General features: G+C 45.3%; 30 protein-coding genes and 1 tRNA gene. 16 read left to right on the plus strand and 15 right to left on the minus strand.

All coding sequences use genetic code 11. From position 1 onward, the window contains the following. Positions 1–54: 54 nt before the first annotated feature. Positions 55–330: a hypothetical protein gene (locus ADU37_RS07475; RefSeq protein ID WP_058947009.1), complete on the minus strand. Its 276-nt coding sequence runs from the start codon at positions 328–330 to the stop codon at positions 55–57. A 42-nt stretch (positions 331–372) separates the two neighbouring features. Between ADU37_RS07475 and ADU37_RS07480 the strand changes: the two genes are divergently transcribed. The 3 genes from ADU37_RS07480 to cobZ are packed head-to-tail and all read left to right on the plus strand — an operon-like array spanning position 373 to position 1,680. Continuing rightward, complete coding sequence (locus tag ADU37_RS07480) at positions 373–612, plus strand: hypothetical protein (RefSeq protein ID WP_042702076.1); 240 nt, start codon at positions 373–375, stop codon at positions 610–612. After that, complete coding sequence (locus tag ADU37_RS07485; protein ID WP_058947010.1) at positions 609–1,262, plus strand: diphthine--ammonia ligase; 654 nt, start codon at positions 609–611, stop codon at positions 1,260–1,262. Before ADU37_RS07480 ends, ADU37_RS07485 begins: the two co-directional genes overlap by 4 nt. Further along, on the plus strand, positions 1,246–1,680 hold the full coding sequence (gene cobZ, locus ADU37_RS07490; protein WP_058947011.1) for an alpha-ribazole phosphatase CobZ: 435 nt from the start codon (positions 1,246–1,248) through the stop codon (positions 1,678–1,680). The genes ADU37_RS07485 and cobZ overlap by 17 nt, the downstream gene beginning before the upstream one ends. On the opposite strand, the gene ADU37_RS07495 is transcribed toward cobZ, so the two are convergent. The 4 genes from ADU37_RS07495 to ADU37_RS11440 are packed head-to-tail and all read right to left on the minus strand — an operon-like array spanning position 1,677 to position 4,853. Then, on the minus strand, positions 1,677–2,375 hold the full coding sequence (locus ADU37_RS07495) for a hypothetical protein (RefSeq protein ID WP_042702069.1): 699 nt from the start codon (positions 2,373–2,375) through the stop codon (positions 1,677–1,679). The genes cobZ and ADU37_RS07495 overlap by 4 nt on opposite strands. Next, on the minus strand, positions 2,372–3,253 hold the full coding sequence (locus ADU37_RS07500; protein ID WP_042702066.1) for an ABC transporter ATP-binding protein: 882 nt from the start codon (positions 3,251–3,253) through the stop codon (positions 2,372–2,374). The genes ADU37_RS07495 and ADU37_RS07500 overlap by 4 nt, the downstream gene beginning before the upstream one ends. Further along, a complete protein-coding gene (locus ADU37_RS11320; protein ID WP_058947012.1) occupies positions 3,241–4,647 on the minus strand; it encodes a radical SAM/SPASM domain-containing protein in 1,407 nt (468 codons plus the stop codon). Before ADU37_RS11320 ends, ADU37_RS07500 begins: the two co-directional genes overlap by 13 nt. A gap of 50 nt (positions 4,648–4,697) precedes the next feature. Continuing rightward, entirely contained in the window at positions 4,698–4,853 is a 156-nt protein-coding gene (locus ADU37_RS11440) for a hypothetical protein (protein ID WP_158508491.1), read from the minus strand. Between the two features lie 309 nt (positions 4,854–5,162). Between ADU37_RS11440 and cobS the strand changes: the two genes are divergently transcribed. Both cobS and ADU37_RS07515 read left to right on the plus strand, forming a co-directional pair. After that, positions 5,163–5,858: an adenosylcobinamide-GDP ribazoletransferase gene (cobS, locus tag ADU37_RS07510; protein ID WP_058947013.1), complete on the plus strand. Its 696-nt coding sequence runs from the start codon at positions 5,163–5,165 to the stop codon at positions 5,856–5,858. Further along, positions 5,855–6,424 carry an NTP transferase domain-containing protein gene (locus ADU37_RS07515; protein ID WP_058947014.1) on the plus strand — a complete coding sequence of 190 codons (570 nt, stop codon included), beginning with the start codon at positions 5,855–5,857 and terminating at the stop codon, positions 6,422–6,424. The genes cobS and ADU37_RS07515 overlap by 4 nt, the downstream gene beginning before the upstream one ends. On the opposite strand, the gene ADU37_RS07520 is transcribed toward ADU37_RS07515, so the two are convergent. Beyond that, positions 6,386–7,837, minus strand: coding sequence for a cobyric acid synthase (locus tag ADU37_RS07520; protein ID WP_058947015.1), 1,452 nt, complete (start codon positions 7,835–7,837; stop codon positions 6,386–6,388). The two genes, ADU37_RS07515 and ADU37_RS07520, sit on opposite strands and share 39 nt — an antisense overlap. A 29-nt stretch (positions 7,838–7,866) precedes the next feature. After that, positions 7,867–8,880 carry an ABC transporter substrate-binding protein gene (locus ADU37_RS07525; protein WP_058947016.1) on the minus strand — a complete coding sequence of 338 codons (1,014 nt, stop codon included), beginning with the start codon at positions 8,878–8,880 and terminating at the stop codon, positions 7,867–7,869. An 85-nt stretch (positions 8,881–8,965) separates the two neighbouring features. Here ADU37_RS07525 and cobT point away from each other — a divergent pair, with 85 nt between their 5' ends. Next, a complete protein-coding gene (cobT, locus tag ADU37_RS07530; RefSeq protein WP_394325710.1) occupies positions 8,966–9,958 on the plus strand; it encodes a nicotinate-nucleotide--dimethylbenzimidazole phosphoribosyltransferase in 993 nt (330 codons plus the stop codon). Here the strand turns inward: cobT and ADU37_RS07535 are convergent. Both ADU37_RS07535 and ADU37_RS07540 read right to left on the minus strand, forming a co-directional pair. Further along, positions 9,942–10,526 carry an adenosylcobinamide amidohydrolase gene (locus ADU37_RS07535; RefSeq protein ID WP_058947655.1) on the minus strand — a complete coding sequence of 195 codons (585 nt, stop codon included), beginning with the start codon at positions 10,524–10,526 and terminating at the stop codon, positions 9,942–9,944. The genes cobT and ADU37_RS07535 overlap by 17 nt on opposite strands. 41 nt (positions 10,527–10,567) lie before the next feature. Beyond that, positions 10,568–11,110, minus strand: coding sequence for a 50S ribosomal protein L16 (locus tag ADU37_RS07540; RefSeq protein ID WP_058947018.1), 543 nt, complete (start codon positions 11,108–11,110; stop codon positions 10,568–10,570). Between the two features lie 147 nt (positions 11,111–11,257). On the opposite strand from ADU37_RS07540, the gene ADU37_RS07545 reads away from it, so the two are divergent. Further along, on the plus strand, positions 11,258–12,403 hold the full coding sequence (locus ADU37_RS07545; protein WP_058947019.1) for an alanine--glyoxylate aminotransferase family protein: 1,146 nt from the start codon (positions 11,258–11,260) through the stop codon (positions 12,401–12,403). Here the strand turns inward: ADU37_RS07545 and ADU37_RS07550 are convergent. Beyond that, on the minus strand, positions 12,400–12,993 hold the full coding sequence (locus ADU37_RS07550) for a Flp pilus assembly complex ATPase component TadA (RefSeq protein WP_058947020.1): 594 nt from the start codon (positions 12,991–12,993) through the stop codon (positions 12,400–12,402). The genes ADU37_RS07545 and ADU37_RS07550 overlap by 4 nt on opposite strands. A gap of 263 nt (positions 12,994–13,256) precedes the next feature. Here ADU37_RS07550 and tuf point away from each other — a divergent pair, with 263 nt between their 5' ends. From tuf to ADU37_RS07575, 5 genes are all read left to right on the plus strand, one after another. Continuing rightward, positions 13,257–14,543: a translation elongation factor EF-1 subunit alpha gene (gene tuf / locus ADU37_RS07555; protein ID WP_058947021.1), complete on the plus strand. Its 1,287-nt coding sequence runs from the start codon at positions 13,257–13,259 to the stop codon at positions 14,541–14,543. Positions 14,544–14,610: 67 nt separating this feature from the next. Further along, positions 14,611–14,919, plus strand: a complete 309-nt coding sequence (gene rpsJ, locus ADU37_RS07560) for a 30S ribosomal protein S10 (protein ID WP_004068568.1) — start codon at positions 14,611–14,613, stop codon at positions 14,917–14,919. A 17-nt stretch (positions 14,920–14,936) separates the two neighbouring features. Then, positions 14,937–15,024 (plus strand) — tRNA-Ser (locus ADU37_RS07565). Positions 15,025–15,071: 47 nt separating this feature from the next. After that, a complete protein-coding gene (locus ADU37_RS07570) occupies positions 15,072–15,392 on the plus strand; it encodes a PqqD family protein (protein WP_058947022.1) in 321 nt (106 codons plus the stop codon). A 1-nt stretch (position 15,393) separates the two neighbouring features. Then, positions 15,394–16,239, plus strand: a complete 846-nt coding sequence (locus tag ADU37_RS07575) for a DMT family transporter (protein WP_058947023.1) — start codon at positions 15,394–15,396, stop codon at positions 16,237–16,239. On the opposite strand, the gene ADU37_RS07580 is transcribed toward ADU37_RS07575, so the two are convergent. Both ADU37_RS07580 and panB read right to left on the minus strand, forming a co-directional pair. After that, complete coding sequence (locus ADU37_RS07580) at positions 16,225–17,283, minus strand: histidinol-phosphate transaminase (protein ID WP_058947024.1); 1,059 nt, start codon at positions 17,281–17,283, stop codon at positions 16,225–16,227. The two genes, ADU37_RS07575 and ADU37_RS07580, sit on opposite strands and share 15 nt — an antisense overlap. After that, entirely contained in the window at positions 17,270–18,142 is an 873-nt protein-coding gene (panB, locus tag ADU37_RS07585; RefSeq protein WP_058947025.1) for a 3-methyl-2-oxobutanoate hydroxymethyltransferase, read from the minus strand. The genes ADU37_RS07580 and panB overlap by 14 nt, the downstream gene beginning before the upstream one ends. A gap of 57 nt (positions 18,143–18,199) precedes the next feature. Here panB and ADU37_RS07590 point away from each other — a divergent pair, with 57 nt between their 5' ends. From ADU37_RS07590 to ADU37_RS07605, 4 genes are read left to right on the plus strand one after another with little or no spacing between them, the layout of a single operon-like run. Next, a complete protein-coding gene (locus tag ADU37_RS07590; protein WP_058947026.1) occupies positions 18,200–18,625 on the plus strand; it encodes an archease in 426 nt (141 codons plus the stop codon). 9 nt (positions 18,626–18,634) lie between these two features. Continuing rightward, positions 18,635–19,549, plus strand: a complete 915-nt coding sequence (locus ADU37_RS07595) for a tRNA (cytosine(49)-C(5))-methyltransferase (protein ID WP_058947027.1) — start codon at positions 18,635–18,637, stop codon at positions 19,547–19,549. Further along, a complete protein-coding gene (locus tag ADU37_RS07600) occupies positions 19,546–19,950 on the plus strand; it encodes a hypothetical protein (RefSeq protein ID WP_058947028.1) in 405 nt (134 codons plus the stop codon). Before ADU37_RS07595 ends, ADU37_RS07600 begins: the two co-directional genes overlap by 4 nt. A gap of 42 nt (positions 19,951–19,992) precedes the next feature. Then, positions 19,993–22,884 (plus strand): intein-containing RctB family protein, encoded by a 2,892-nt coding sequence (locus ADU37_RS07605; RefSeq protein WP_058947029.1) that lies wholly within the window; start codon positions 19,993–19,995, stop codon positions 22,882–22,884. Positions 22,885–22,902: 18 nt separating this feature from the next. Here ADU37_RS07605 and ADU37_RS07610 read toward each other — a convergent pair whose 3' ends face one another. The 3 genes from ADU37_RS07610 to ADU37_RS07620 are packed head-to-tail and all read right to left on the minus strand — an operon-like array spanning position 22,903 to position 26,938. Beyond that, complete coding sequence (locus tag ADU37_RS07610) at positions 22,903–23,826, minus strand: ABC transporter permease (RefSeq protein WP_058947030.1); 924 nt, start codon at positions 23,824–23,826, stop codon at positions 22,903–22,905. Then, a complete protein-coding gene (locus ADU37_RS07615) occupies positions 23,823–26,018 on the minus strand; it encodes an NEW3 domain-containing protein (protein WP_058947031.1) in 2,196 nt (731 codons plus the stop codon). The genes ADU37_RS07610 and ADU37_RS07615 overlap by 4 nt, the downstream gene beginning before the upstream one ends. Further along, positions 26,015–26,938 (minus strand): ABC transporter ATP-binding protein, encoded by a 924-nt coding sequence (locus ADU37_RS07620; RefSeq protein ID WP_058947032.1) that lies wholly within the window; start codon positions 26,936–26,938, stop codon positions 26,015–26,017. Before ADU37_RS07620 ends, ADU37_RS07615 begins: the two co-directional genes overlap by 4 nt. Between the last annotated feature and the right edge of the window lies 1 nt (position 26,939).

The raw sequence follows: 26,939 nt of genomic DNA on the forward strand, positions 1-26,939 counted from the left end.
CCCCCGAAAGCCAGCCAATGAAGACGGGAGGGTGGAAGCCTGCCCGTTATGAAATTAACACTCTACACACACTTTACGGGTAGGCAGAACGGCTCCAAGGAATTCAAGATAGAGTTTCAAGAGTTTAAGGGCTTTTTCCCCATCTGCCTTATTTTTAACCAAAAATCTTTCCCCCGGGTTGTAGATTGTTTTGGCATAGACTCCATAGACTTCCTCGTCCAGAGAGAGGAGATCTCTCCACGTCTTTAAGAATAACGGCATGGTTTTGAAGTTTTTTGGATTTATATAAACTTCGCCAATCCTTTTAAGGCTCTCAAACCTCAGCAGCATAAAGGATAAAATGTCCAATAGATTTATAATTTTGGTGGTGGCATGGAGACAAAATTTTGTGAGGGAATAATTGTAAAAGGAAAAAGCCCACAAGAAAGCTGCGCCCTCCACTTCTGGAAGGCTCCATGGAAAAGGGGATTTAAAGGAGCAATTAGCGGAGCTATAAGAGCTTATCCATGGCTATGCCTTAACTGTGGTGCGATAATTCCTTACGTGGAGGAGGCAGAGCTTCAAAAAGTCAAAGAGGAATACGAAGAGGCAAAGCTGGAGGGAAGGCTTTGAGGGGTGTAACTTTTTTCTCAGGTGGAAAGGATGGATTATACGCCCTCTATCTTGCCGAAAAGAGAGGTATCAAAGTTCCCTATTTACTTGCCCTCAAGACTTCAATTGGACTATCTCCCCACTGGGAAAATTTTGATGCCCTTAAGATCATTGCAAATGCCATGGGGAAAACTCTCCTTACCTTTGACATGGCAGAAGGAGGAGATTCTTTAGCCAGATTCATAGCATCCCTTGAAGTTGATTATCTCATAGCGGGGGACGTATTCATAGAAGAACACCTAAAGTGGGTGGAGTGGCTTGCTGAAAAAGCCGGTGTTAGAAGCTTAGAACCCCTGTGGGGACGAAATACGCTTGAGCTAGCCGAAGAGATTCTTAATACTGGCTTTGAATATGCAATAATTGCAGTAAATAAGGAAAAACTTGGAAAAGACTGGTTAGGATATAAGTTTTCCTCCCTGGAAGATTTAGATGTATTCTTAGACAAGAACCCCGCCGTAGATCCGCTCGGTGAAAGGGGAGAGTTCCACACGGTAACACTCTCCGGCCCACTCTTTAGGGAGCGTTTTAAGCTTGAAAAGCTTTCCATTGAGAAAAGCGAAAAGTATTGGTGGTTAAGGTTTAAGGTGATGAGGGATGATCGAAAAGCTTAATTCCAAAGGGGTAACCCTTGAAAAAATGCTCGATACTGCCCTGGAGCTCTACATCGGAGAAGAGAGAGAAAAGGTCAAAGAAAAACTCAAGGAAATCATGCTCCATTACCTAAACGATATAAATGTCCAAGCGCTTTTGACAGCTGCTCTGCTCCTGGAAGAGAACTTCAAAGTTGAAGGTGATCCCGTCAGCTTGGTTGCCGATGAGCTTATAGGAATTGACATAGCTGAATACATTGGGGGCAAAATGGCGCTCTTCAACTTCTTTTACTATGACACAAAAAAGCCGGGGATTTTAAAGGAGCTTCCTCCTTTCCTGGATGATGCCATAGGAGGATTCATTGCCGGATGCATGACAAAGCTCTTCGAGCTCACTTCATCCGGGACTCCCAACGAAGGGGGAGGAATAACAATCTAATCTTCCCTGAACTCGATGGTAAGAATCAATACCAAGCACAAAACTAGCCAGAACACTAATGATGCCATAGACAAACCCCCATATTGCGGATGCTCATATGCTATCAGGTGGGAAGCACTGACGGTGGGTATCAGGAGGAGAACATAGCGTAGTTTCTCGGGTGCGAGAGTTATGGGGTAATAAACCGGAAGAAAAACCGTTAGTATGGTTGTTAAAACCGTTGACAGCCTCATAACCGTAAGGGGTTCCCTCATTTTGACACCGATGTACATTCCAATGGTCGTGCTCCATATCCACAGAGAAACCACACCGAAGGCTACATATCTTATGTGAGAAAGCCCAAACTTTGCGAGGAGAGTGAGGATGAGTATCGCCAAGTAAGGCGTAGCCGGCAAACTCATGCCTATCGATATTCCGAGCATCTTCTCTGCTGAATTCCCAGGTAAAGACATCATTATATCGTAAAATTTTGAACGAACTTTCATCCCCACCAGCTCTATTGGAAGATCTGCCATCCCAACCCCAATGATGAAGCTGATGATGGCTCCTGCAATGGCAGATGAAAGAAATCTGCCCTCACTAATCACATAGACGATAAAAATAAACGAAAGTGGTTGTATGGCAAAACTTAAGATTGAGCTTTTGCTCTTCATTAATGCGTTCCCATAATACTCAATTATTGCCCAGAGGTTCATCTCAAATCCCCCACAAGGAATATATCTTCTATGGTCAGTTCCTCTCTTTTAAAAGGGATTCCAGTATCTTTTAGCTCCTCAATCACCTCTCTTTCCTCTGATTTTGACTTGGTATAGACGAAAGTGTTCTTCCCTGCCCTCCTTGTTGTATAGTCCTCCTTGGTAAACTCCCCAAAAACAACTATCTTCGAATGGAACTGTGATAGATACTGCCGTGCAATTTTCTCGGGTTTACCAAAAGCAACCACCCTTCCTTTTTTAAGGAGAAGCACGTTGTCGCATACGCTGGAAATTTCGTTCAAATAGTGGCTTGTTATTACTACGGTGGAGTTCTTGCTTTTTTCTCTCAATATTTCCCACAACTTCAGGCGATTTTCAACGTCGAGCCCCACAGTAGGCTCATCCAGATAGTAGATTTTAGCATCAGCCGACAAAATCATGGCGAGCAGAGTTTTCCTCACCATGCCACCCGAAAGCGTTGACATTATCTTATCGGCATAGTCAATGCCAAACTCCTCCACAGCCTTTCCAGCCCGAATCTTGGCATCTTTCCTTGAAAATCCACGCATCCTGAGGTAGTGGTAAATGTACTCGAAAGGCGTGAGGGTGTAAAAATGGGACTTTGCCTCTTGAGGCAGGAGCGCAAAGAGGTTTTTAATTTCGCTTTTGCGGGAATTAACCTCATGACCGTACAGGAGTATTCTGCCCTTGTCCGGTTTAAGCAGTAAACTGAGAATTCTCACTAAGGTTGTTTTTCCCGCACCGTTCGGCCCAATAATCCCGAGAATGCCCCCTTCCTGCACTGAAAAAGTTAAGGAATCGAGGGCTTTGATTTCTCCATAGCTCTTGGTGAGATCTTCAACTGCTATTGCTTCCATTCTTCCCCCTCCAACTTGGAGGTGTACAATTGGTTTAATGGGGAGCCTGGAATATCTTTTGTGCAATACAGTTCTCGGGGTATGGCCTTGCAAAACGTGTTGCAATATCCTTTCTTATAAAGAACGCATTGTCTGCATTCAGGAGCAACCAAGTTGAATTTATCCTTTTCAGGATCATCAATGCCGATCCTGAAGTATTCTGCAAGGGGAGATGCCAATATGTCTTTTAAAGAGTTTTGAAAAATATTGCCTAATTTAAACTTTTGATCCCTAAGAAAGACGCAAGGATATACATCCCCATTTGTATGTATTTGTATTTGAAAATTAACTGCGCCGCATCTGGCAGTTGGTTTTGTAGGGGGCGGATTAAGGGGTGTCACACCCGCTAAAGACTTCAACACAGTTACATTTTTTGCTTGTTTTGATCCTTGAAGTATCAAGTGGTATGCCTCTACTAGTTCGTTAAGGGAGAGCCCTTCGGATTTTATGAATTTTCCTCTACCAATAGGGATTAATGCTCCATAAACCCAGCTATCCGCTCCTAATGAATCAACGAGTTTAATAATATCGGGCAATTCATGCAAGTTTCTTTTACCTATGGTAGTGCCAACAACGATCATTGTTCTATGATGGTTCTTATCTCTGGCAAGGTTTTTGATAGCCCAAATTACTTTATCATAAGTCCCATACCCCCGATAAAATTCGTGAGTGTCTCGTGTTGCTCCATCCAATGCTATCTGGATTTCATCAACATACTCCTTAACAATGGACAACAATTTTTGATTCTTATACAATGGAGTTCCATTAGTGGCAACTATCACATAAAATCCACGATCTTGAGCATCTCTTAGTATTTTGTCAATCTCTGGATGAAGAAGGGGTTCTCCTCCAGTAACCCATAAAATTGGGATTCTAAGAGTTTCAAGTTCGTCAAACACATGCAAAACTTCATCAAAACTCATGTACAGATTTGTGTGAGGTCCAGAATTAGCATAACAGTATTTGCAAGCCAAATTACAGTAGGATGTAATCTCTACTGCTGCTAGATGAGGAGCAGAGTATGAGTATGGGTGTGCTTGGGGATATGGAGAAAGGAATTCTGTAGTAAATCCCAGCAATTTGCTTAGGCGTTCGTAGAGCATAGCCTCGGCATTTTCTCGAGTCATTCCAAAAGCATTTTGCATCATTGAAACAATTTTTTCATAAGGTACATGTGACTTAGCAAGTTCAAGTAGTGCAATAGTTCCAAGGTCTGTGTAAACTTCAAAACCTTTTGTATCCTTTTTGCTACTAATCTTGTGAAGTACTAATCCCCGTCCTTCCTCTTTTCTCCAGTAGAAAACTCCTGAGTCAACAAGCCTCTGAAGCTTCAAATACAAATCTTCAGTGTTCATTTTACTCCCTCCTTTGACTCATACACAAAAATTAAAAATACAATAGGGGATCAAAAACCACTTATTGACCATGCCCTTGAGTTGCACTGTCTGCCTGCACACAATGGGGGGATTTGGGAGTAGTTGAATTCTGGCTTGGTCTCGACTATGTTTTTAACAAGTTCCAAAATTTCCGCTTCTTGCTTGGCGTCCGCCACGCAAATCACCAGTAGTATATTTAAACACAAAAATTATAAATTTTACTTTTGATACTTCAATATTGTCCAGGATAATCAGTAGGACGTTAGAGTTAGACTATCTTAAGTTAAGATTCCATAAAAAAGATGAAAAAAGATTAAGACTGAACCCACCTAGTAAACAATGATTTCAGCCTTTATATTCCCCTCAACTTTTTCTGATTTTCTCAAGTAGTATTAGTGATTTAAATCGCCCCTACTGCTTATCCTGGCAGTATTCGTACATGGGGCAGACTTTTTAAGCTTTCTTGCAATTGGATTAATTAGCCAGGTGGTTGCATGAGAAACATCATCCCGTTTATGACAAGAGTCCCAATAAGGGGAGACTTCGAAAAAGCCAGGAATGAAATATGGGCCTTTCCTCTGCTTGCTACCCTTACCTCCTCTCTGCCCACTTTGATTTTATACCTTGACCTTCCTATGAAAAACATCTTAGCAATTCTCTCGCTTTACTCCACAATAGGCCTACTCCACTTGGACGGGCTAGCCGATTGGGCCGATGGAATTATGGTTAAAGGAGACAGAGAAAGGAAAATTGAAGCCATGAAAGACCTGAACACGGGTATAGCTGGAATTTTTGCCGTTGCAATGGTACTTCTTGTCCAGATATACTCCCTAAACTACCTCCCATTTTATGCAATATTTCTGGCTGAGCTGAACTCAAAGTATGCAATGCTCCTTGCTTTAGCCACCAAAAAACCACTTGGATCAGGATTAGGATGGTATTTTATGGAAAAGATGAACAAAAGGCAATTGGCTGTTGGCACCTTGTTATACTCGATCCTCATCTTCCCTATAGGATTTTATAACCCAAAGGCCATTTTTTCAGTTGTTGGACTTTTGGTTAGTGCATACGTCATGAAGGTTAGTATAGACAATTTCGGAGGTTTAAATGGGGACTGCATTGGAGCAATAGCAGAGATAACAAGAGCCGGAACACTTTTACTTACGGCTTTTGTCTGGTGGTATCTATGATAATCATCTTAGCGGGTGGAAAATCTACCAGAATGGGAAAAGAAAAGCCAGTGTTGAAAATAGCAGATAAAGAAATGCTCCTCTGGGTTTACAATGAGAGCTCAAAGATAGATGAAACCCTTGTTGCCCTCTCGAAGAACACGCCAAAAACAATGGAACTATGCCTCCGGGAGGGGATTCCCTTCGTTAACACGCCGGGAAGAGGATACGTTGAAGACGTTCAGTGGCTCTTGAGTGAGTTTGGACCATTTGTAAGCGTCTCAGCTGACCTGCCTTTCGTGAAGGCGTGTGATGTTGCCCTTATAAGGAGAGAGCTTGAAAAGAAAAAAACCAGCATCACCGGAGTTTTGCCTTTAAACATAGTCCCAAAAGACCTTGGAGTCACAGCTTACAGAGGATACGCAATTGTAGGAATTAACGGAGTTTCCTATGAGGGAGAAAAATTCGTCGAGCTGAGAAATCCTCTTTTGGCCATAAACGTGAACACACCAAGGGAGCTTGAACTTGCAAACAGAATTGCCAAGCTCCTATATATCAAGTTCACTCAGGATGTGATTGAGGTCTAAGTTTTCTTCCACAACTCTGGAAAATCTTTCAATTTCCCCCTCCAGACTCCATTCCTTGAGGCTTAAGGGCTCGAGACCCTTTTCCAAGCGAAGCATGTTTAAAAGCCGCTTTGTGAATGCGAAGTTGTGGAAGATTCCGTGGAGATACGTTCCAAAGGTTCTCTCACCTATAGCCCCCTCGGGCTCGAAGGCTTTGGCACCGTTTATCTCCTTTATTATTGAGAACGGTCTCTCACTTGTAGAGCGCCCCATCCTTATCTCGTAGCCTTCAACTTCCATTTCCATGGCTTGCTCCCACAGTATTTCCGATTTCAGGTGGTTGGTTCTCTTCTCCATCGTGAAGACCGTCTTAGCTGGCAGAAGACCGATGCCCCTAACCTTGCCTCTCTTTGACTCGACATTGTCTATTATCTCCTTCCCAAGCATCTGAAAGCCACCGCAGATTCCCACAACGAATGAACCCTCACTGTGGGCGTTTATTATGGCATCTTCAATCCCGTTATCCCTCATCCAGAGCAAGTCTTCCACCGTGTTTTTGCTCCCCGGGATTATTATGAGGTCACCCTCTATCTCATCCGCCCTCGTTACATAATCAACACCGTTGGCCCAATGAAGGGGTTCGAAATCGGTGAAGTTGCTTATATGTGGAAGCTTGATGATCTGTATGTGCAGCTCACCTTTAACTTTAGGAAACTCTGCTAAGGAATCTTCCTCTGGCAGTTTGTGATCCACATAGGGAATAACCCCCAAGACTCTCTTCCCATATTTCTGCTCCAGATACCCAAAGCCGGGTTCAAGGAGAGATTTATCTCCCCTAAACTTGTTAAAAACAAATCCCATAACTAGCTCCCTTTCCTCCTCGCTCAAAAGCTCCATCGTGCCTACTATTGAAGCAAAACTACCTCCCCTATCTATATCAGCAACGAGAATAACTTTGGCATTTGCATGCCTTGCAACCCGCATGTTTGCAATATCGTAATCCTTCAAGTTTATCTCCACAGGGGAGCCCGCTCCCTCAATTACTACGATATCATGACTATGCATAAGCTCATCCAGAACCTTCATGGCCCTTTTAAAGAGCTCCTCCTTGGTGGAAAGCATGTATTCTCTGGCTGAGACACTCCCGATGGGCTTCCCCATAAAAACTACTTGACTTCTCATGTTCCCCTCAGGTTTTAGAAGAATAGGATTGAACCTCACAGAGGGCTTCTTCTTACACGCCAAAGCCTGCAAATATTGAGCCCTGCTTATTTCTCCCCCTTCAATGCTTGGAGCAGAATTTAGGCTCATGTTCTGGCTCTTGAAGGGAACCACATCGTAGCCGAGGTTTGTAAGAATCCTGCATAACGCAAGGGCCAATAAGGATTTTCCAGCCCCTGAGGAAGTCCCCTGGATCATTAAAGCTCTACCCATAACCACCACCAAAAAAGAGAAAAAAAGAATCAGCCTGCCGTAGCCTCACATACAAGAGGCTGATATGTGAAGTTAAACACATCTTGATGTAAGAACTTTGCGATTTCCTCCAAACCCTCGACTATCCTTGGACTTGGCCTTGAAACGATGTCATCACTGCTTAGAGTGTAAACCCTCCCATTTTTTACGGCATCTGTGTTAATAAGCTGAGTGTTGCAGAGGTCTTCCGCACTCATCCCCGCATGTGGAGGAAGGATTATTACCTCCGGATTCCTTGCCAAGACTTCTTCAACACTCACTTGCGGCCACCCTTGAGTATCTCCAAATATGTTTTCTCCCCCTGCCAATATTATGAGATCGTTAATGAAAGTGGCGTTACCAGCGGTCATCAGAGGGTCGCTCCAGACTATGTAAAAGACCTTTACTCTTGGAGCATCCTTTACTTTTGATCTTATTTCTTCAATCTTACTTTGCATGTTATTCACGACTTCATTTGCTTTCTCCTCTTTATTCGTAACTTTTCCCAAAAGTTCAACTGCTTTATAAATCTCCTCTATACTTTTTGGATCAATGATTATGACCGGGGCTATCTTTTCAAGTTGTTCTAAGTATTTGAGATGCATTGAAGTACCAACTATAAGGTCTGGATTCAAAGATGCTATCACCTCTATGCTGGGATCAGAAAATCCCCCGACAACGGTTCTCCCTTCTTGAACGTTCTCTGGGTAGTTGTCGAATTTTGTCACTCCAACAACTTTGTCGAGAGCGCCTATGAAATAGAGGGTTTCCGTTATACTTGGAGCTAAAGAAACTATTCTCTGGGGCTCTTTCTCTATGGTGACCTTCCTTCCGGCAAAATCGACTATAGCTAATGGATATTTAGGAGCGGGAGTTTGGGTTTCGCTTACTGTATTTGCCGTGGTTGTCGTGGGTGTCACTTTTTTTTCAGTGGTTTCTGTTGTGGTATTGGCGGTTTGCCCGATACAGCCCGCCACAACAACTCCAAACATAAGCAGTGCAAGCAGGATGCCAATCTTCTTCATGTTCCTCACCTGGATAATTAGTCCAGCGATAATAAAAAAGGAGGGTATATAAACCTATTGGACAATTTGTCCAAGGGTGATATCTATGATGCTTGTGGTATTGGGAAACACCGAAGTATCTTTAATACCGGGAATAAGCATGGCAGGGGCAACGCCGGAGCTAACAAAACTAACTCCACCGGCAGATGCGGAATACCTTTTTTACGAAAGGCCGAAGATAATAGATGCAATACCCGTAACCCCAGAGGGACATCCAACTCCGGCAATAATTACAAAAGCGGCAAAAGAGCTTGCAGGTTTTCCCATTATGGTAGTCAGAGGAGGAACTTACATGGCACCCCTTGTGCCCCACATCCATATAAGCAGCCACGTTGGGAGGGACTTTAGAAAGGAAAAAGCTCTGCCAGAAGCGAGGGAAATAATGGAGAGGGCGATCATTCTTGGGAAAGAGCTAAACAGATTAAATCCCGAAGAGCTCGTTATTGGAGAGTCAACGCCGGGAGGAACAACAACAGCTCAAGCGGTTTTGTGGGCTCTTGGATACGATGCAAAGACTTCCTCGGCTTCCCCAAAAAATCCTCAACCCTTAAAAGAGAAGGTAATAGCAGAGGGGTTCAAAAGGGCGGGTATAAAAGAAGGGGAGCTTAAGGACAAACCATTACTAGCCTTGGAAGAGTTTGGCGACCCGATGATGGCCACAGTTATAGGGATCGCCCGGAAGTTCAAAGGAAAAGTAATACTCGCCGGTGGAACACAAATGCTGGCTGTTGCAGCCTTGTTAAGAGCTATGGGAGAAGAGCTCGAAAGGTTCACGATTGTGACAACAAAGTGGGTAATAAAAGACAGAAGCTCGACTTTCAAAGAAACGGCCGAGGAACTGGGAGTAGAGTACCAATATGCGAACTTGGACTTTTCAAAGAGCAGATTTAAAGGTCTTAGAGACTACGAAAGGGGCTACGTGAAAGAGGGGGTTGGAGCCGGAGGAGCTGCATGGCTGGCACTAAAGAGGGGATTCACTGAGAGAGATATCGAGGGGAGAGTGGAAAAGCTCTACGAAAAACTCACAAAGAGTCCTTAGTTTTTTCCCACTTCTCCAAGCTTTCTTTTAGAGCTTTTCTAACCGCCCTCCCTATGTCTATTCCAAGCCTTGTGGCGGTTCCTGCCCATTCCCCTTCTCCCTCGAAGGCAAACACTCCAATTCCATCACTTGTAGTTCCAGTAGCATTATAACCGAGATCCAATAGTGTGTATGTTTTTGCTTCTGTGGCCGTCATTATTGCATTTGCCATAGCTCCCAGAGTGAGCCCTTCTTCAATAACCAGAGCTATGTTGATTGTTTTGCTTAAAAATCGGGGAGGCTCATCCCCAGCTATTGCGGGATTAGTCATTCCCGCTGTGATGTAGGCCCTAACGTTTCCATACTCTGCAATAGAGAGGACCTTTTTTATATCTGCAGCAGTCATGAAACCTACAAAATTCTCCAGCCCATTTGCCCTTTCAAATTCAAGACAATCCTTCTTGTAATCTCCGTTATAATTTTTGTGAACCTGCATGAAAAAGAACCCGTTAGCTCTGAAAACTCCACCGTTATGGGGTGCATTACTGAGAGAAATCATTTGAGACTTAAAAGGGTGCACAAATGCCATCATGAAAGAAAAGGAAAAGTTAAGGTTAATAAGCTTTTACCTCAAAGTGTTGACAGTATTTTGGTTGTTACGTCGTTTCCTTCCTTGTCGTAGATTCTGTAGTAGCACTTGCATGGGAATTTCATGCTTGCTCTCTTCATTGCGGCAATTGCAAACTTTAGGTGCTCTCTGTTAACCCTAACGGTGAGGATCTTCTGATCTTTCTTAAGTCTTGCAGCCAATCCAATTGGCTTTCCAAAGGGCCTTCTCATACCGTTTCCGTAACGGTCGGCCTTTCTTCCGGTAGCCATCGGGTTTTCTCTAAGCACTTGGAATGGGTAAACCCTAATCTTGTAGTGGAAGTTGCTCCTACCGACGTTCTTTGTGAGGAATCTGTTGATTTGAGTTCTTGCAGCTTCAAGGGCGTTTTGCCTGATTTGGACTGGCTCAGCTGTGTGAAGGCTAACCTCAAACTCAAAGTCTCCAGCGGGATTCCCCATGTCGAAGATAGTAATTTTTGGACCTGGAGCACCTCTAATGTATTCCCTTCTCGTGTAAGCGGGCTTATCAACGTATCTGTCAATCTTGGCCGGTCTCAAAGCCATACTTCTCACCTCCCAAATGAGCGTAATCTAAAGGTAAGCACTTTGCTTAGCTTATAAAAGTTTTGGATTCTTGACTTGAAAGCTTTTTGGTGGTGGATATATAAAGGTTTTTATAATCTATGAGCCATCTTTCAACTGGGTGATACTATGCAGTTTGAGGATGCCTATAGGGAAGTTTACGAGATAGTAAAGCCAAAATACAAACTCTTCACCGCAGGCCCAGTTGCATGTTTTCCGGAAGTTCTTGAGATAATGAAAGTCCAGATGTTTAGTCACAGAGCAAAGGAGTACAAGCAGATGCACGTCGATACCGTTGAGAGACTCAAGAGGTTCCTTGAAGTTGAGAAAGGAGAAGTTCTTCTCTTCCCGAGCTCCGGTACTGGAGTGATGGAAGCAAGCATTAGGAACGGTGTTTCCAAAGGCGGAAAGGTTCTTGTGACAATAATCGGAGCTTTCGGAAAAAGGTACAAGCAGGTTGTAGAGAGCAATGGAAGAAAGGCCGTAACCTTAGAATATGAGCCCGGAAAGGCCGTAAAACCGGAAGATCTCGATGAGGCACTAAAGAAAAACCCGGACGTTGAGGCTGTGACAATAACCTATAACGAAACTTCTACCGGTGTTCTCAATCCTTTACCGGAGTTAGCCAAGGTGGCAAAGGAGCACGACAAGCTTGTTTTCGTTGATGCCGTGAGTGCAATGGGTGGGGCCGACATAAGGTTCACCAAATGGGGAATCGATGTTGTCTTCGGAAGTTCCCAAAAGGCTTTTGGAGTTCCTCCCGGGTTAGCTATTGGAGCTTTCAGTGAAGAATTCATTGAAATAGCCCACAAAATGGAAGAGAGAGGCTGGTACTTTGACATTCCAAGGTACATCAAAGTGCAGAACGAAAAGCAGGGGCCACCTTCAACCCCGGCAATGCCCCAGGAGTTTGGCCTAAACGTTGTGCTTAGAATAATCGATAAGATGGGCGGAAAAGAGAAGTGGCTTGAGATGTATAAAAAGAGAAGCGAGATGATAAGGAACGGAGTAAGAGAGATTGGCTTAGAAATTCTTGCCGAAAAAGGCTACGAGAGCCCCACAATAACGGCAGTACTTACACCGGAGGGCATTAAAGGAGATCAAGTTTATAACGCAATGCGTGAGAGGGGTTTTGAGCTTGCTAAGGGCTACGGTGAAGGCATAAAGGAGAAAACCTTCAGAATTGGAAACATGGGATACATGACGTTTGAAGACATTGAAGAGATGCTCCAGAATCTGAGAGAAGTGATAGAAGAATTAAAGGCAAAGGTCTAAGCAACTTTCTCCAGCTTTATTTCTCCTTCTTTTTGAACAACCCGATAGATTGCGTTCACCCTTCTAAGGCCGCTCTTTATGTCCCTATAAAGTTCAATAACAAGCTCAAACCTTGCAAGGGTTTTGTCGTCTATTCTAAGCCAGTGTTTTATCTCCCCCACTAAGTCCCTCGAGAGGACAAGTGAGGAAATTATAAAGGGATAATCATCGATTATTTTGTCCAGCAGGTATGGAACGTCAATTGTATGGAGGGTGTCTACAACAACGTAATCGGGATTGAGTTTCTTAATCTCCTCTATAACCTCCTTAGTTCTTTGTTTGGTGCTCTTCTCATTGAACTCGGTGTCTATCACGTGGACGTTCTTCTTGAAGGGCTTAAACTCCCCATAGGCCGTGACAACGGCTATTTTCCATTCCTCTGGAATGAGATGAATCATTGCCTCGATCAGCTTTGTTTTACCGGCCCTACTTGTCCCAACGACGAGAATGTCTTCTTTCTTTAATATGGACTCTCTAATCACTTCCAGCTGGTGTTTGGTTATGGTTTCGTATCTCAAAAGATCCTCCGGCGTAAAGATATAGACGCCCATTTCCTCGTCACCAAAAGGTATTGGGTTTTGGCATTATTAAACATATGGTTGAGCGCTCTCATATGGAGATTTAAGATGAGACCTCAAAGCTTGCCGTCTAATTTTAGTTAATTTTTTAAACCCCAATTTTTATCCCACCATGAACTCATGAGGCTCTCTCAGAAAAATGCGGGTTTCCCGCGTGAGAGAGCTGAGGTTTAGAGAAAGCTTTAAAAACCCACTTTGATGAATAGACTTAGGCATAACTTTGGAGGTGTATTAAGATGGCAAAGGAGAAGCCACACGTTAATATAGTGTTTATCGGACACGTAGACCACGGAAAGAGTACAACAATCGGTAGATTGCTCTTCGACACGGCCACCATTCCGGAGAGCATCATCAAGAAGTTCGAGGAAATGGGTGAAAAGGGTAAGTCATTTAAGTTCGCTTGGGTCATGGACAGACTCAAGGAAGAGAGAGAAAGAGGTATTACAATCGACGTTGCCCACACCAAGTTCGAGACCCCACACAGGTACATTACCATTATCGACGCTCCAGGACACAGGGACTTCGTTAAAAACATGATTACCGGTGCTTCACAGGCTGACGCTGCAGTTCTTGTCGTTGCAGCCACAGATGGTGTCATGCCACAGACAAAGGAGCACGCATTCCTCGCAAGAACACTCGGTATCAACCACATAATCGTTGCGATTAACAAGATGGACATGGTCAACTACGACGAGAAGAAGTTTAAAGAGGTTGCAACACAAGTTACAAAGCTCTTGCAAATGCTCGGTTACAAGAACTTCCCAGTCATCCCAATAAGCGCTTGGAACGGTGACAACGTAGTTAAGAAGAGCGACAAGATGCCCTGGTACAACGGTCCAACACTCATCGAGGCCCTTGACCAGATCCCAGAACCAGAGAAGCCAGTTGACAAGCCACTTAGAATCCCAATCCAAGACGTCTACTCAATTAAGGGTGTCGGTACAGTCCCAGTCGGTAGAGTTGAAACCGGAAGACTTAAGGTTGGGGATGTAGTCATCTTCGAGCCAGCATCAACAATCTTCCACAAGCCAATACAAGGTGAAGTCAAGAGCATTGAAATGCACCACGAGCCACTTGAAGAGGCCCTTCCAGGTGACAACATTGGTTTCAACGTCAGAGGTGTCGGTAAGAACGACATAAAGAGAGGTGACGTCGCTGGACATCCAACCAACCCACCAACAGTTGTCAGACCAAGGGACACATTCAAGGCCCAAATTATCGTCCTCAACCACCCAACAGCTATTACAATCGGTTACACACCAGTTCTCCACGCTCACACAACCCAGGTCGCGGTTAGATTCGAGCAAATCCTTGCCAAGCTCGACCCAAGAACGGGTAACATCGTGGAGGAGAACCCACAATTCATCAAGACCGGTGACTCAGCTATCGTAATCCTCAGACCAACCAAGCCAATGGTCATCGAGCCAGTTAAGGAGATACCACAGCTCGGTAGATTCGCTATCAGAGACATGGGTCAAACAGTCGCTGCCGGTATGGTTATATCCATCCAGAAGGGCGAGTGAAGCCCTTCTCTAGCCCTTTCCTTTAAAATTATTACTTTTCCCATTAGAACTTAGAGAGGTGGCAAAAATGCAAAAAGCAAGAATTAAGCTTGCGAGCACAAACATAAGTGCTCTTAATGAGGTTACAGACCAGATCAAGCAGATTGCAGAGAGAACAGGGGTTAGAATGAGCGGGCCTATTCCACTTCCAACCAAAAGGATAAGGATAACCACAAGGAAGAGCCCCGATGGGGAAGGAAGCGCAACTTTTGATAGATTCGAACTTAGGGTTCACAAGAGACTCATAGACATTGAAGCTGATGAGAGAGCTATGAGGCAGATCATGAGGATTCGCGTTCCCGAGGATGTCACAATCGAGATTGAGCTCATCTCATGATTCTCATTATTTTTAGCGCCGGGGTAGCCTAGCCTGGGAAGGCGCGGGCCTGGAGAGTCCGTGGGCGTTAAGCCCGCCGGGGTTCAAATCCCCGCCCCGGCGCCAACACCCTTATAAAGCTCTTTTCCTCATCTCCGCTGGTGAATAAAGCTATGGAGAACTATCTCAAGCTCATCCCCAGAAGAAATGAAGAAATCAAACTAAGAAAGATCGATGGAAAGTATTACCTTCTAATCCCCATGACATCCAAACTGGATTTTCTCGCAAGGAAGCTTCATGGTGACTACAGGCGAATAGAACTCGATGAAATCGGGGTCTTTGTGTGGGAACTTTGCGATGGCACGAGGACAATAGAACAAATAGGGAAAAAAGTGAAAGAAAGATTTGGGGAAAATGCCGAACCGTTGTATGAAAGACTTGTAGCCTTTATCCTTGAGCTATACAAGAGAAATCTCGTTCTCTTGGGTGGATGAAATGAACAAAGAGACCGAAGGGACTCTCTTGGCCCTTCTTGGCATGTTTCTCTATGGAATAGAACCCGTGGTAATCAAGACAAACCCCACCAATCCGCTAAGCTTTGCAGCATTTTCTGCCCTCATAGCTTCCCTAATCCTTTGGCCAATCGTTTTACTTACATCCGGGTGGAAAGAAGTAAAAGAAAATCCCCAGTATATTCCAAGAGCATTTTTGGTAGGGGTGTTTGGAACTGCCTTAGCCTATATAGCCTATTCTTATGGGGCTCGATTAAGCACAGCTATAAACGCCTCTCTTATCACAAGGGCAGAAGTCCTTTTCTCGTTTGTTCTTGCATATGTTTTCCTAAGGGAAAAAATAACTAAACACCAAGTCTTCTGGTCATTTTCAATACTTGCAGGTCTATTCTTAGTGATAACACAGGGAAGGGCGTTAATACCAAGAGAGGGAGATTTGCTCCTTCTATTGGTTCCTCTCTTCTGGCAGAGCGGACATGTGATAGCAAAAAAACTCCCATACAGTCCATTCCTTATAGCGGCATTTAGGAACACCTTTGGAGGAATCCTGCTCTTTTTGCTTGCTCTCTCTTCTGGGCTTGAGTTTTCAAGGCTCGCTGTAGCTGAAGGCATAATACTCTCATTTGGACAAGTGATATGGTACCTCGCAATAAAGCGGATAAACCTCTCAAAGGCGACGGCAATAATAACACCCGCCCCCGCAGTAGCAATAGGAGCTGCAATCCTCCTTGGGGAAGAATTCACAGTATATCACCTAATAGGGTTTGCGCTCATAACCGCTGGAACCTTTATGGTCAGCAGGATCAAAAGCGAGCTAAAGACGGCTTAGTAATTCATCGGCATCTCTTGGAATTCTAAGCCTCACGTAGGAATCATCCAAAGGCCTGAACGCTGAGCCCCTTACAGTTAATATCTTTCTTTCAAGAAAATGGTGATAAGTGTCCCCTTCTCCCCGCAGAAGCATTATTGGAGTCTGCATGTGGGTTTCAGCTATTTGGAACTTTTTCTTGAGGGTATTGATGACTTCTTTTTTTACAGCGGCTATCTTTTTTCTGCTCTCCTCGAGGAATTTTTGATCCTTAAGTGCCTCAACTGCTAAAATCTCCCCAATTGTACTTATCGGAAACGGCAAATCCACCTTTCTGTAAAGCTCCCCAAGCTTTCGGTTTTTTATAACAGCATAACCTACCCTCATAGAGGCCAGTCCAAAGCCTTTTGAGAAAGACCGGAGGACGATAAGGTTATCATATTCAAGGTTTATTGCCGATTCTTCTTTTTCAACAAAATCTCCGTAAGCTTCATCTACAAGAACCAAAACCCCCTTTTTCTCGGCATCTTGAACGATTTCCTCAACTTCTTTGAGCCTTAACACCTGTCCAGTGGGGTTGTGGGGATTATCAAGGTAGAAAAGGGAATAATCCGGATTGAGGGCATTTACAACTTCACTGACATCGATTTTAAACCGGTTCTCTCTCTTTAACGGAACAGAATCATACACACCACCCATGGCAAGCACATCGCTTATGTACCTTGTATACTGTGGAGAAATTCCAAGCACCTTGGAGCCCGGACTTATTACAAATTTGTTCACCTTTTCAAAGCATCCGATGGTTCCATAACCAAAGAAAATGCTTTCTCTATCTATACCCCAATAATCGGCAAGGGCATCCCCAAGGAGGGTGTACCTCACATCCGGATACGCAGAAAGGTCTACCTCTAAGTTTTTCAATTTCTCTTTTACCCTTTCGGAAGTTCCAAAGGGATTTGTGCCAAGGGAACAGTCAAGGAAGCCCTCTCCGTGTTCAACTTTATCCGCGTATCCTCCGGGTACCTCAAGAGTGAGGAGCTCTTCGCGGACTTTAAACTTCTTCATCAGAACTCTCCCCTAATAGGCGCTCTATGACCTTTCTCCTTTTTTTCTCAAAGTCGTCCTTGTCAAGGAACTCCCAGTAGTATTCACCGCTTGGGAACTTGCCCCCTTTCACCTCTTCCCTATAATTCTCAAGCGCCAGCTGAATTATACTCCCCAAATCCGCATATTTCTTTACAAATGGGGGCACATGCTCATAGACACCAAGGAGGTCGTGCCATACCAAAACCTGTCCATCCACGTAAGGCCCAGACCCGATTCCTATCGTTGGTATCTTGACTTCTTCAGTTACCAACCTAGCAACATCCGCCAGAACGAACTCCAAAACAACTGCAAAAGCTCCAGCCTTTTCCAGTGCCTTCGCATCCCTAAGTATTTCCTCGATCTCTTCCTCGGTCTCTCCCGTTATACGGTAGCCTCCCAAACGGAGGTACCTTTGGGGAGTTAGGCCGGTATGCCCCATAACAGGTATACCCGCCCTAACGAGCTTCTTTACAAGTTTTCTGTGATCGTAGCCCCCTTCAATCTTCACTGCATCAGCCCCTGCTTGAATTAACCGGGCGGCATTTCTCATCCCATCCTCTACACTAACTTCGTAACTCATAAATGGCATATCAGCGAGAACCAATCCCCTTTTAACGGCCTTCGCAACTGCCCTCGTGTGATAAACCATCTGCTCCATGCTTACGTTTAGAGTGTTCTGCTCTCCATAGACCACCATTCCGAGAGAATCTCCAACAAAGATGATATCAATCTTGGCCTTATCCGCTAGAAGAGCCGATGGGTAATCGTATGCAGTCACCATCGTAATTTTCTCCTTCCCCTTCATTTCCATAATCTTCTTCGGTGTTATCTCCCTCATGGCAATCTCCCTAAAGCCTAATAAACTTGGGGAAATATTAACCTATCGGGTGAGAGAATGAAAAGGTGGGAGCACTATGAACACACCGCTGATATTGGGATAAGGGGATATGGAAAAACCCTTGAAGAGGCTTTTGAAGCCGTTGCAATTGCTCTTTTTGATGTAATGGTTAACGTTGAGAAAGTTGAGAAGAGAGAAGTAAGAGAAATCGAAGTTGAGGGAGAAGATTTGTATTCCTTGCTTTACAACTTCCTTGAAGAGCTCCTTATCCTCCATGATACGGAAGGACTGGTTTTTAGGGACTTTGAGGTCAAGATAGAGAAAACCAAAGAGGGGTACAAGCTCAAGGCAAAAGCCTATGGAGAAAAGCTGAGCGAAAAGCACGAGCCAAAGGAAGAAGTTAAAGCCATAACCTACCACGACATGGAGATAAAACAGCTCCCCAACGGGGAATGGATGGCACAGCTTGTCCCGGATATCTGAGGTGATCGGATGGAAGAAGTTGCCAAGATGAACAGGGCATTCTACGAGAGGTACCAAAAGCTCGACGATGGGGAAGAGTTCTGGAAACTTATGATGGCACCCCTGAGGCAGAGCATAAGAATCAACACCCTCAAAGCTCCCATAGAGTACGTAAAGGCAAGGCTGGAAGAAAGGTACGAGCTTGAACCAATCCCTTGGGTAAAGGAAGGGTTCTTTATCAACACCAGGGAGTTCGGGGAGATGGTAGAGTACGCCCTTGGGCTTGTCTTTCCTCAAGAGGCGTCCTCAATGATACCCCCCGTTGTCTTAGATCCCAAACCCGGAGAACTTGTCCTTGACATGGCGGCCGCCCCGGGAGCAAAAACAACTCAAATAGCCCAATACATGAAAAACGAAGGGTGCATAATAGCCAATGACTTAAAAAAATGGCGTGCTAATGTTTTGATAGCAAACCTAAACCGGTTTGGAGTGCTTAACGCAAGGGTTACCGTCAGAGACGGCATTTACTTTTCACGATTTGAGGATACCTTCGACAAAATACTCCTTGATGCACCTTGCTCGAGTGTGGGAATGATAAGAAAAAGCTTCAAATTCCTGACGGATTGGAGCATGAAGAAGGTTATACGATACTCCAACATTCAAAAAAAGCTAATAGTGGCAGCTTACAAAGCTCTAAAGCCCGGAGGAGTTTTGGTGTACTCCACTTGTACAATAGACCCCCTTGAAAACGAAGAGGTTGTTGACTACCTCCTCTCCAAAACTGACGCCAAGCTTGAGAAAATCAACCTACCTCTAAAGTCAACACCTCCCGTTTTGGAGTTTGAAGGAAAGAAGTATTCCGAGGAGGTGAAAAAATGTCTTCGCATTCATCCACAGGACAACAACACGGAGGCGTTCTTTGTAGCGAAGATAAGGAAACCATGAGCAAAAAAGTTAAGGAAATGCTGATTGAGCAATACGGATATGCTCCGGATTTGATTTTTGAAATAAAAAGGAGTAGAAAGGTTTACGCTTATAAGCCCTGTGAGTTTGATCCAAAGACACGCACAGAGGGGGGAATTTATTTTGGAAAAATCGAAAGTGATGGGATAAGGCTCACTATAGAGGGAAGCTTTTTAGTCGGCCCAAAAGCCACAAAAAACGTCGTTGAAATTGATGGGGAAGAGGTGAAGCTCTGGCTAAGCGGAGAAGACCTGAAAACCTCAACCGAGACAAGGGGATGGGTAATACTAAAATGGGGCTTTTACTATCTCGGCTGCGGAAAAGCAAAAGACGGCATAATTAAAAACTACGTGCCGAAAGAAAGAAGGATAATTCCCAAATAACGCAATCTTTTAAAATTTTGAGAGCTATTTAATCTGGAGGTGATGTGGGTGGAGATCCCATTAAAAAGAATAGATAAGATCAGGTGGGAGATACCGAAGTTCGATAAAAGAATGAGAGTGCCGGGAAGAGTTTATGCAGATGATGCACTACTCAAAAAAATGAAACAAGATAGAACCCTTGAACAGGCCGCAAATGTGGCCATGCTTCCGGGGATTTATAAGTATTCTATAGTAATGCCCGATGGCCATCAGGGCTACGGCTTCCCAATCGGCGGTGTAGCGGCTTTTGACGTGAAAGAAGGCGTTATAAGCCCCGGAGGAGTGGGCTACGATATCAACTGCCTTGCTCCGGACTCCAGAGTCCTGACGGAGCACGGCTACTGGCTCAAAGTGGAGGAGATGCCAAAGCTCTTCAAGCTCCAGGGGCTCAAAGTTTATAACCTCGACGAGGGCCACAACGACGCCTCGGAGATAGCGTTCGTTGCGGAGAGGGATGTCGAAGAGGGCGAGAAAGCCGTCAGGATAACCACCGAAACGGGCAGGGTAATCGAAGGAAGCGAGGACCATCCGGTATTGACTCCCGAGGGCTACGTCTACCTCGGGAACGTGAAGGAAGGAGACTTCGTGCTCGTCTATCCATTCGAAGGTATGGAATTCGAGAGAAGGGAGGGGATCCTGCTGAGCGAGGAGGACTTCAGGGATGCCGATGTCCAGGCGGTCAAGTTCCTTAAAGAGAGGAAGCTCATTCCGCTCCGCTGGGATGACCCGAGGCTCGGAACGCTCGCGAGGATCCTCGGATTCGCCTTCGGGGGCGGCCACCTTGGCGAGATGGGCGGAAGGCTGAGCCTGAGCTTCTACGGAACCGAGAAAGCCCTCAGAGAGCTGAAGAAGGACCTCGATAGGCTCGGGATAAGCTCAAACCTCTACGTCCGCGAGAGGGAGTACTCCATAGAAACCGTCAGCGGGGGCTATGAAGGCAGGAGCACCTCGGCCGAGCTCAGGGTTTCGTCAAGGGCCTTCGCGCTCCTCCTGGAAAAGCTCGGAATGCCCAGAGGCAAGAAGGCAGAGAATGCCTATCACGTTCCGACCTGGATCGGGGAAGCTCCCGCGTGGATAAAGAGAAACTTCCTGGCGGGCCTCTTCGGAGCGGACGGAAGCATCGTGGAGTTCAAAGGAGTGACGCCCCTCCCGATAAACCTCACCCAGTCAAAGGATGAGAGGCTGAGGGAGAACCTTGGGGAATTCATGGGCGAAATTCAGGCGCTTCTTGAGGAGTTCGGAGTTAGGAGCACCGTCTACGAAGTGAAGTCCAGGAGAGGGGTAACCCTCAGGCTGGCCCTGGTGGGAGAAGAGAGCATCAGGAACTTCCTTGGAAGGATAGGCTACGAATACGCTCCAGAGAAGAAGGAGAAGGGCCTGATAGCCTACGCCTACCTGAAGTTCAAGGAGCGCGTGAAGGAAGAGAGGAAGGAGGCTATGGAAAGGGTGAGAAAGGTTTACGAAGATACCGGAAGTGTGGAGCTCGCCCACGCACAGGTTAAAGACACCGTGAACCGGCGCTTTGTCGAGAGAACTGTGTACGAGGGCGAGAGGGAGCCAAGGGTTCCCAAGGACTTCCCGACCTTTGAGGAGTTCGCAGTGGAGAGGGGCTACGCGGGCGGCTTCGTTGCCGAGAAGGTCGTAAAGGTGGAGCACATCGAGCCAGAATACGAAAAGTTCTACGACATCGGCGTTTACCACGAGGCCCACAACTTCATCGCCAACGGCGTCGTCGTCCACAACTGCGGCGTCAGGCTTATTAGGACGAACTTAACGGAGAAAGAAGTTAGGCCAAAGATCAAACAGCTCGTCGATACTCTATTCAAGAACGTGCCAAGCGGACTTGGAAGCGAAGGAAGGATTAGGCTTCACTGGACGCAATTAGATGACGTTCTTGCAGATGGCGCAAAGTGGGCTGTGGATAACAGCTATGGCTGGAAGGAAGATTTAGAGCATCTAGAAGAGAACGGGAGAATGGAAGGAGCGGATCCAAATGCAGTAAGCCAACAAGCAAAGCAAAGAGGGGCCCCACAATTGGGCTCTCTAGGAAGTGGAAACCACTTCTTGGAAGTGCAGGTAGTTGATAAAATCTTCAATGAGGAAATCGCCAAGGTATACGGCCTTTTCGAAGGGCAAGTTGTCGTTATGGTGCACACTGGGTCAAGGGGGCTTGGTCATCAGGTAGCAAGCGATTACCTAAAGATCATGGAGAAGGCAAATAGAAAGTACAACGTGCCATGGCCAGACAGAGAGCTTGTGAGCGTTCCATTTCAAACAGAGGAAGGTCAAAGATACTTCAGCGCCATGAAAGCGGCCGCAAACTTTGCATGGGCTAACAGGCAGATGATCACCCACTGGGTAAGGGAGAGCTTTGAGGAAGTGTTCAAGCAAAAGGCAGAAGACTTAGAAATGCATGTAGTTTATGATGTTGCCCACAACATAGCGAAAGTTGAGGAGCACGAGGTTGATGGAAGGAAAGTCGAAGTCGTAGTTCACAGGAAAGGTGCCACAAGGGCATTTCCGGCCGGTCATCCGGAGGTTCCAAGGGCCTACCGCAGTGTCGGACAGCCTGTTCTAATTCCGGGTTCAATGGGTACTGCAAGCTATGTTTTGGCTGGTGCAGAGGGTTCAATGAAAGAAACCTTTGGTAGCACATGCCACGGTGCGGGAAGGGTTTTGAGCAGACATGATGCTACAAGACAATTTAGAGGGGACAAGCTTAGAAATGAGCTCATGCAGAGAGGAATATACATCAGGGCAGCGAGCATGAGGGTTGTTGCAGAGGAAGCCCCCGGAGCCTACAAGAACGTCGATAACGTTGTTAACGTTGTTCACGAAGCTGGAATAGCAAGCTTAGTGGCAAGGATGAGGCCCATTGGAGTTGCCAAGGGTTAATTTGCTCTTTTCTATTTTTCATCTGAGGTCGCTGGTCATAAATCTAGCGTAAGCAAGAGCAAATGGGAAGAGTAGGAAGGTCAAAAGCATTGAGAGATTGTCGAGCATCAAAATTAGGGAATCTCCAAGGGGAGCATAATAGTTAGCTATTCTATCCCCGGCAAAGACCGCAACAACTAAAGCCGCATAGTGGTGAGCCGGATTTATGGAATGCAATCTCTGCTCCCAGAGCTTGAAGTTTTCTTCCCATAGTTCAAAAGCGGGTGTTCCATAGGGTGGTATCTCTCCTGCTATATGCTGGGCTATTAAGGAAACCAAAGCCCCATATACCATCGTTAGGAAAACTGCCAGCCCGATGGATACGAGCATTGACGTCTCGGGCTTTTTGAAAAAGGTTGAGAAGAGAAGGGAGATGCTCAAAAAGGTCAGGGAGTATAAGAGGCTCAAAAGGAATGCAAGAAACCCTCTTGCAATTGAATCTCCATCAAGGGGCGTCCCATTGATAAGGAGAAAAGCTATCGCAAACACATACCCCGCAAGAACCGTGATGAGCAGAACAAGTGCATTACCAATGAACTTTCCGTTTATAACTTCATCCCTGTAAACTGGATGTCCGAGGAGCGTTTTTATAGTTCCGCTCTCAATCTCTTTGTTTATCGCATCTGCCCCAAGGGAAGCCCCAAGGATTGCACCGATTACCGTGAAGAACGTAAAGTTGAGGGTAAGCATGGTGGATAAAGGCGTGACAAAGACATCTCCACTTGCCCCAAACAGATTCAGTGATAGATTATCAACAGAGGGAGAAGTTAACCCACTTAGCTCGTCCCTCAGGGAGTAAGAGAGCAAAAGAAGAAGGAGAACATAAACACCAAGGAGTACCGCAAATCTTTTGCTTTTTACCGCTACGTAAAGCTCCTTTACTGCAATGTTTAACGCCTTCATCTTCTACCCACCCTCCTCATCATCCATATAACCGCCCCAAATGTAAGGGCGAGTATGAGCATCCCTATGTATGCGGTGCTTGAACTCTGTGTTACCCTAACCGTGATTTGGGTACTTGCCTGAGCTTGGTCACCCTTGCCGGTGATTGTTATCTGGTATGTTCCGGCCGGAGCAGTCTCCGGGACTTTTATAGTAACGGTTAAGCGGCTCTCCACTCCGGTCGTTCCTACCCTAACATTACCCTCCTCAAAATAAGAAGGTCTAAGTTCCGGGATTACCTGGGGGATAGCTCTAACATCCCATCCCTGGGGAGCGCTCACCTCAAATTTTATGTTTGTTACTGGAGCTGTCCCGATGTTTTCAAGGGAAACATATGTCACTCCCTCTCTACCGGCTTTAACGCTAATCATTGGGGTCTCAGGATACATCTCGAATTTGTACTCGCCGATGAGCTTTACTACTATGTTTATCCTTTTCTCCAGCCCGGAGGAACTTTTGACGGCAGCTGTTAGGTTATATTCTCCCGGCTGAGCATTAAAGGGAGGAACCAACCTTAGAACAACCTCCTTGGACTCCCCAGAACTTACCTTTATGCTCCTCAAAGGGCTTTCCGCATAGTAGAATTCACCAGACCACTCTTCGGGAATGCTTAAAAGGGAAAGCGAGTAAGTGTCTTCTTCCTTCCCCAAGTTCTTTATGCCAAACCGATAGACCCCTGTTGAACCCACCGTGACGGCAATTGTGTCCCCACCTCCCTCAAGTTCGAAGTAATAGGGAAGTTTCGTTAGGGTTATCTCCAAGGTTTTTTCCTCACCGTCTTCAAGTGTGACCTCTTCCTCGCTCTTCTCGTACCCCTCTCTTTCTGCAACAAGTCTATATACCCCGGGCTTGAGTTCAAAGGTGGCTTTTCCATAGCTGTCAGTAAGGACGGTTTTGTTCCCAACATCGATCTTTGCCTTTTGCACAAAGCTGCCCTCCTCGTCTTTAACGGTCACAAGCAATTTTGCCGGTTCCCCTTTGTAAGTTTTGTAAACAAAAACGCTTACACTCCTCTCTATTCCGTTTATTGAAAACCTTATTTCATGCTCGCCGAGTTCAGCATTTCTTGGGACTTCCACAAAAAGGGTTATCTCTTGCTCCCCCTCTAAGAGAAAAGACCTAACTCTCTGGTTGCCCATAAGGAAGTAAGCATTCCATCCTGCAGGCTTTTCCCTTACCTCCAATGTTACATCCTTCTCCCCTCCATGATTTTTTAGGGTTATCGGAAACGTGATGTTCTGGCCAGCTTCGCTTTCAATGCCGAGAAGAGAAACCACTACGTCAACGCTTTCTCTTTTTATTACATTTAGGTTTATTTCCCCGGTTTCTTCTCCAACAGCAAAGCGAATTCTCTTTACTCCGCTAACTCCTTCGGGAATCTTCGCAAAAAGAGTTAGAGTTACAGAAGTCGAGGGCTTTAGAGTGAGTTCACTCACTTCATACCTCCCGCTTTCATCAAGAACTTTTACGTCCCATCCGGGGGGTTTTGAAATTACCTTCAGCTGGAGCTTTAGCTCACCGTTACCCTTGTTTATGACTTCCACGGGAATTTGAACTTCAGCACCGGCCTCAACTTTCAATCCCCTAAAAGGATAGTGTATCTCGTAATCTTTTTTCTCTTCTCTCACCACCTCAACATTGGCATGGTAAATTTTCACAACACCGCCCGTGTATTCCAAGGCAATTTTATCATAAACCCTGACAGAATTTTCCTTTATCTCCACCCTGTCACCGTTTATGTTGAGCAACACACGGTCACTTCCCGAGTCAATCACCTCTAAGGAGTAGCCATCAACATCAAATGAGGTACCTTTTTCGGGGCTGAGCTCCTTCATCAGAGGGGGCTTATACTGCAGGGCAACGAACACCTCTTGATTCTCAGCATCATAGCTTCCAAGTACAATCCTTATGCTGTCAATCTCGGTGATATTTCCCTGACCCACGACCTTTTTTATGTCCCCGCTTTCATAGATTATCGCATACGGTTTCATTTCGTTCTTTTCCAGCGTTACCTCTATTTTGTAACCCCCCACAATTAGGGTTTCCCCTATCTTCACTTTATCTTCAAACACCGTCATCCATGGTTGGGCGTTTATGAGGGAAAAGCTTGAGAGTAGAAGGAGAAAAACAATGACAAAAGCTTTCCTTTTCATTCAGCTCCCCTCCTGTAGATAGTCCTTAGGAAAACATCCTCCAAGCTCGGCTCCTCAACCTCGAGGCTTACAATGGTTATCCCTCTCCTTGTCAGAAGCTCAGACAACTGTTCTCTTATGTCATTCTTTGCAAATATAATCGCCTTATTTTCGCCCACTCTTTCCACCCTTATAATCTCGGACAGCTCGATTTCCGGAAGCGCTTGCTTTGTCTCAACCTTTATCTCGTATCCCTCAAGTTCCATGAATTCCCTTTTTATCTCTTCAAGTGCCCCTAATGCTCTAAGCTTCCCCTTGACTATTATGCCAACTCTATCGCTAAGCTCCTCTACTTCACTGAGTACATGGGATGAGAAAAACACCGTTTTTCCGTTTTTGCGCTCCTCCCTGATGATGCTCTTTACAAGGTAGGCTCCTTCCGGGTCGAGACCGCTCGTTGGCTCATCCAGTATCAACACCTCAGGATCGTTTATGAGTGCTTGAGCCAGCAAAAGCCGTTGCTTCATCCCCTTCGAGAAAGTTTTGACCTTTCTGTACTTTACATCCCAAAGCCCAACGAGTTTCAGAAGTTCCTCTATGCGTTTTTCTTTTTCTGATTTGGAGAAGCCGTAAAAGTTTGCAAAGAACTCAAGATTCCCCCATGCTGTCAATTCTTCATAAAGCGTCGCATTTTCTGGAAGAAAGCCTATCCGCTCTTTGACTTTTATAGGTTCTCTGAAAACGTCATTTCCGAGTATTCTCACAGTGCCTTTGTCGGGGATTATAAGTCCGAGCATGCTCAAGATAGTGGTCGTTTTACCCGCTCCATTCGGACCCAAAAATCCGAAAATTTCCCCTTTGTAAACTTCAAAGCTCAATTCATCAACGGCTTTGAGATTTCCATAGCTTTTAGTTAGGTTTTCAACTTCTATGGCTTTCATG

Origin of the sequence: Thermococcus sp. 2319x1, assembly GCF_001484685.1 — an archaeon.
Lineage (GTDB): Archaea > Methanobacteriota_B > Thermococci > Thermococcales > Thermococcaceae > Thermococcus_A.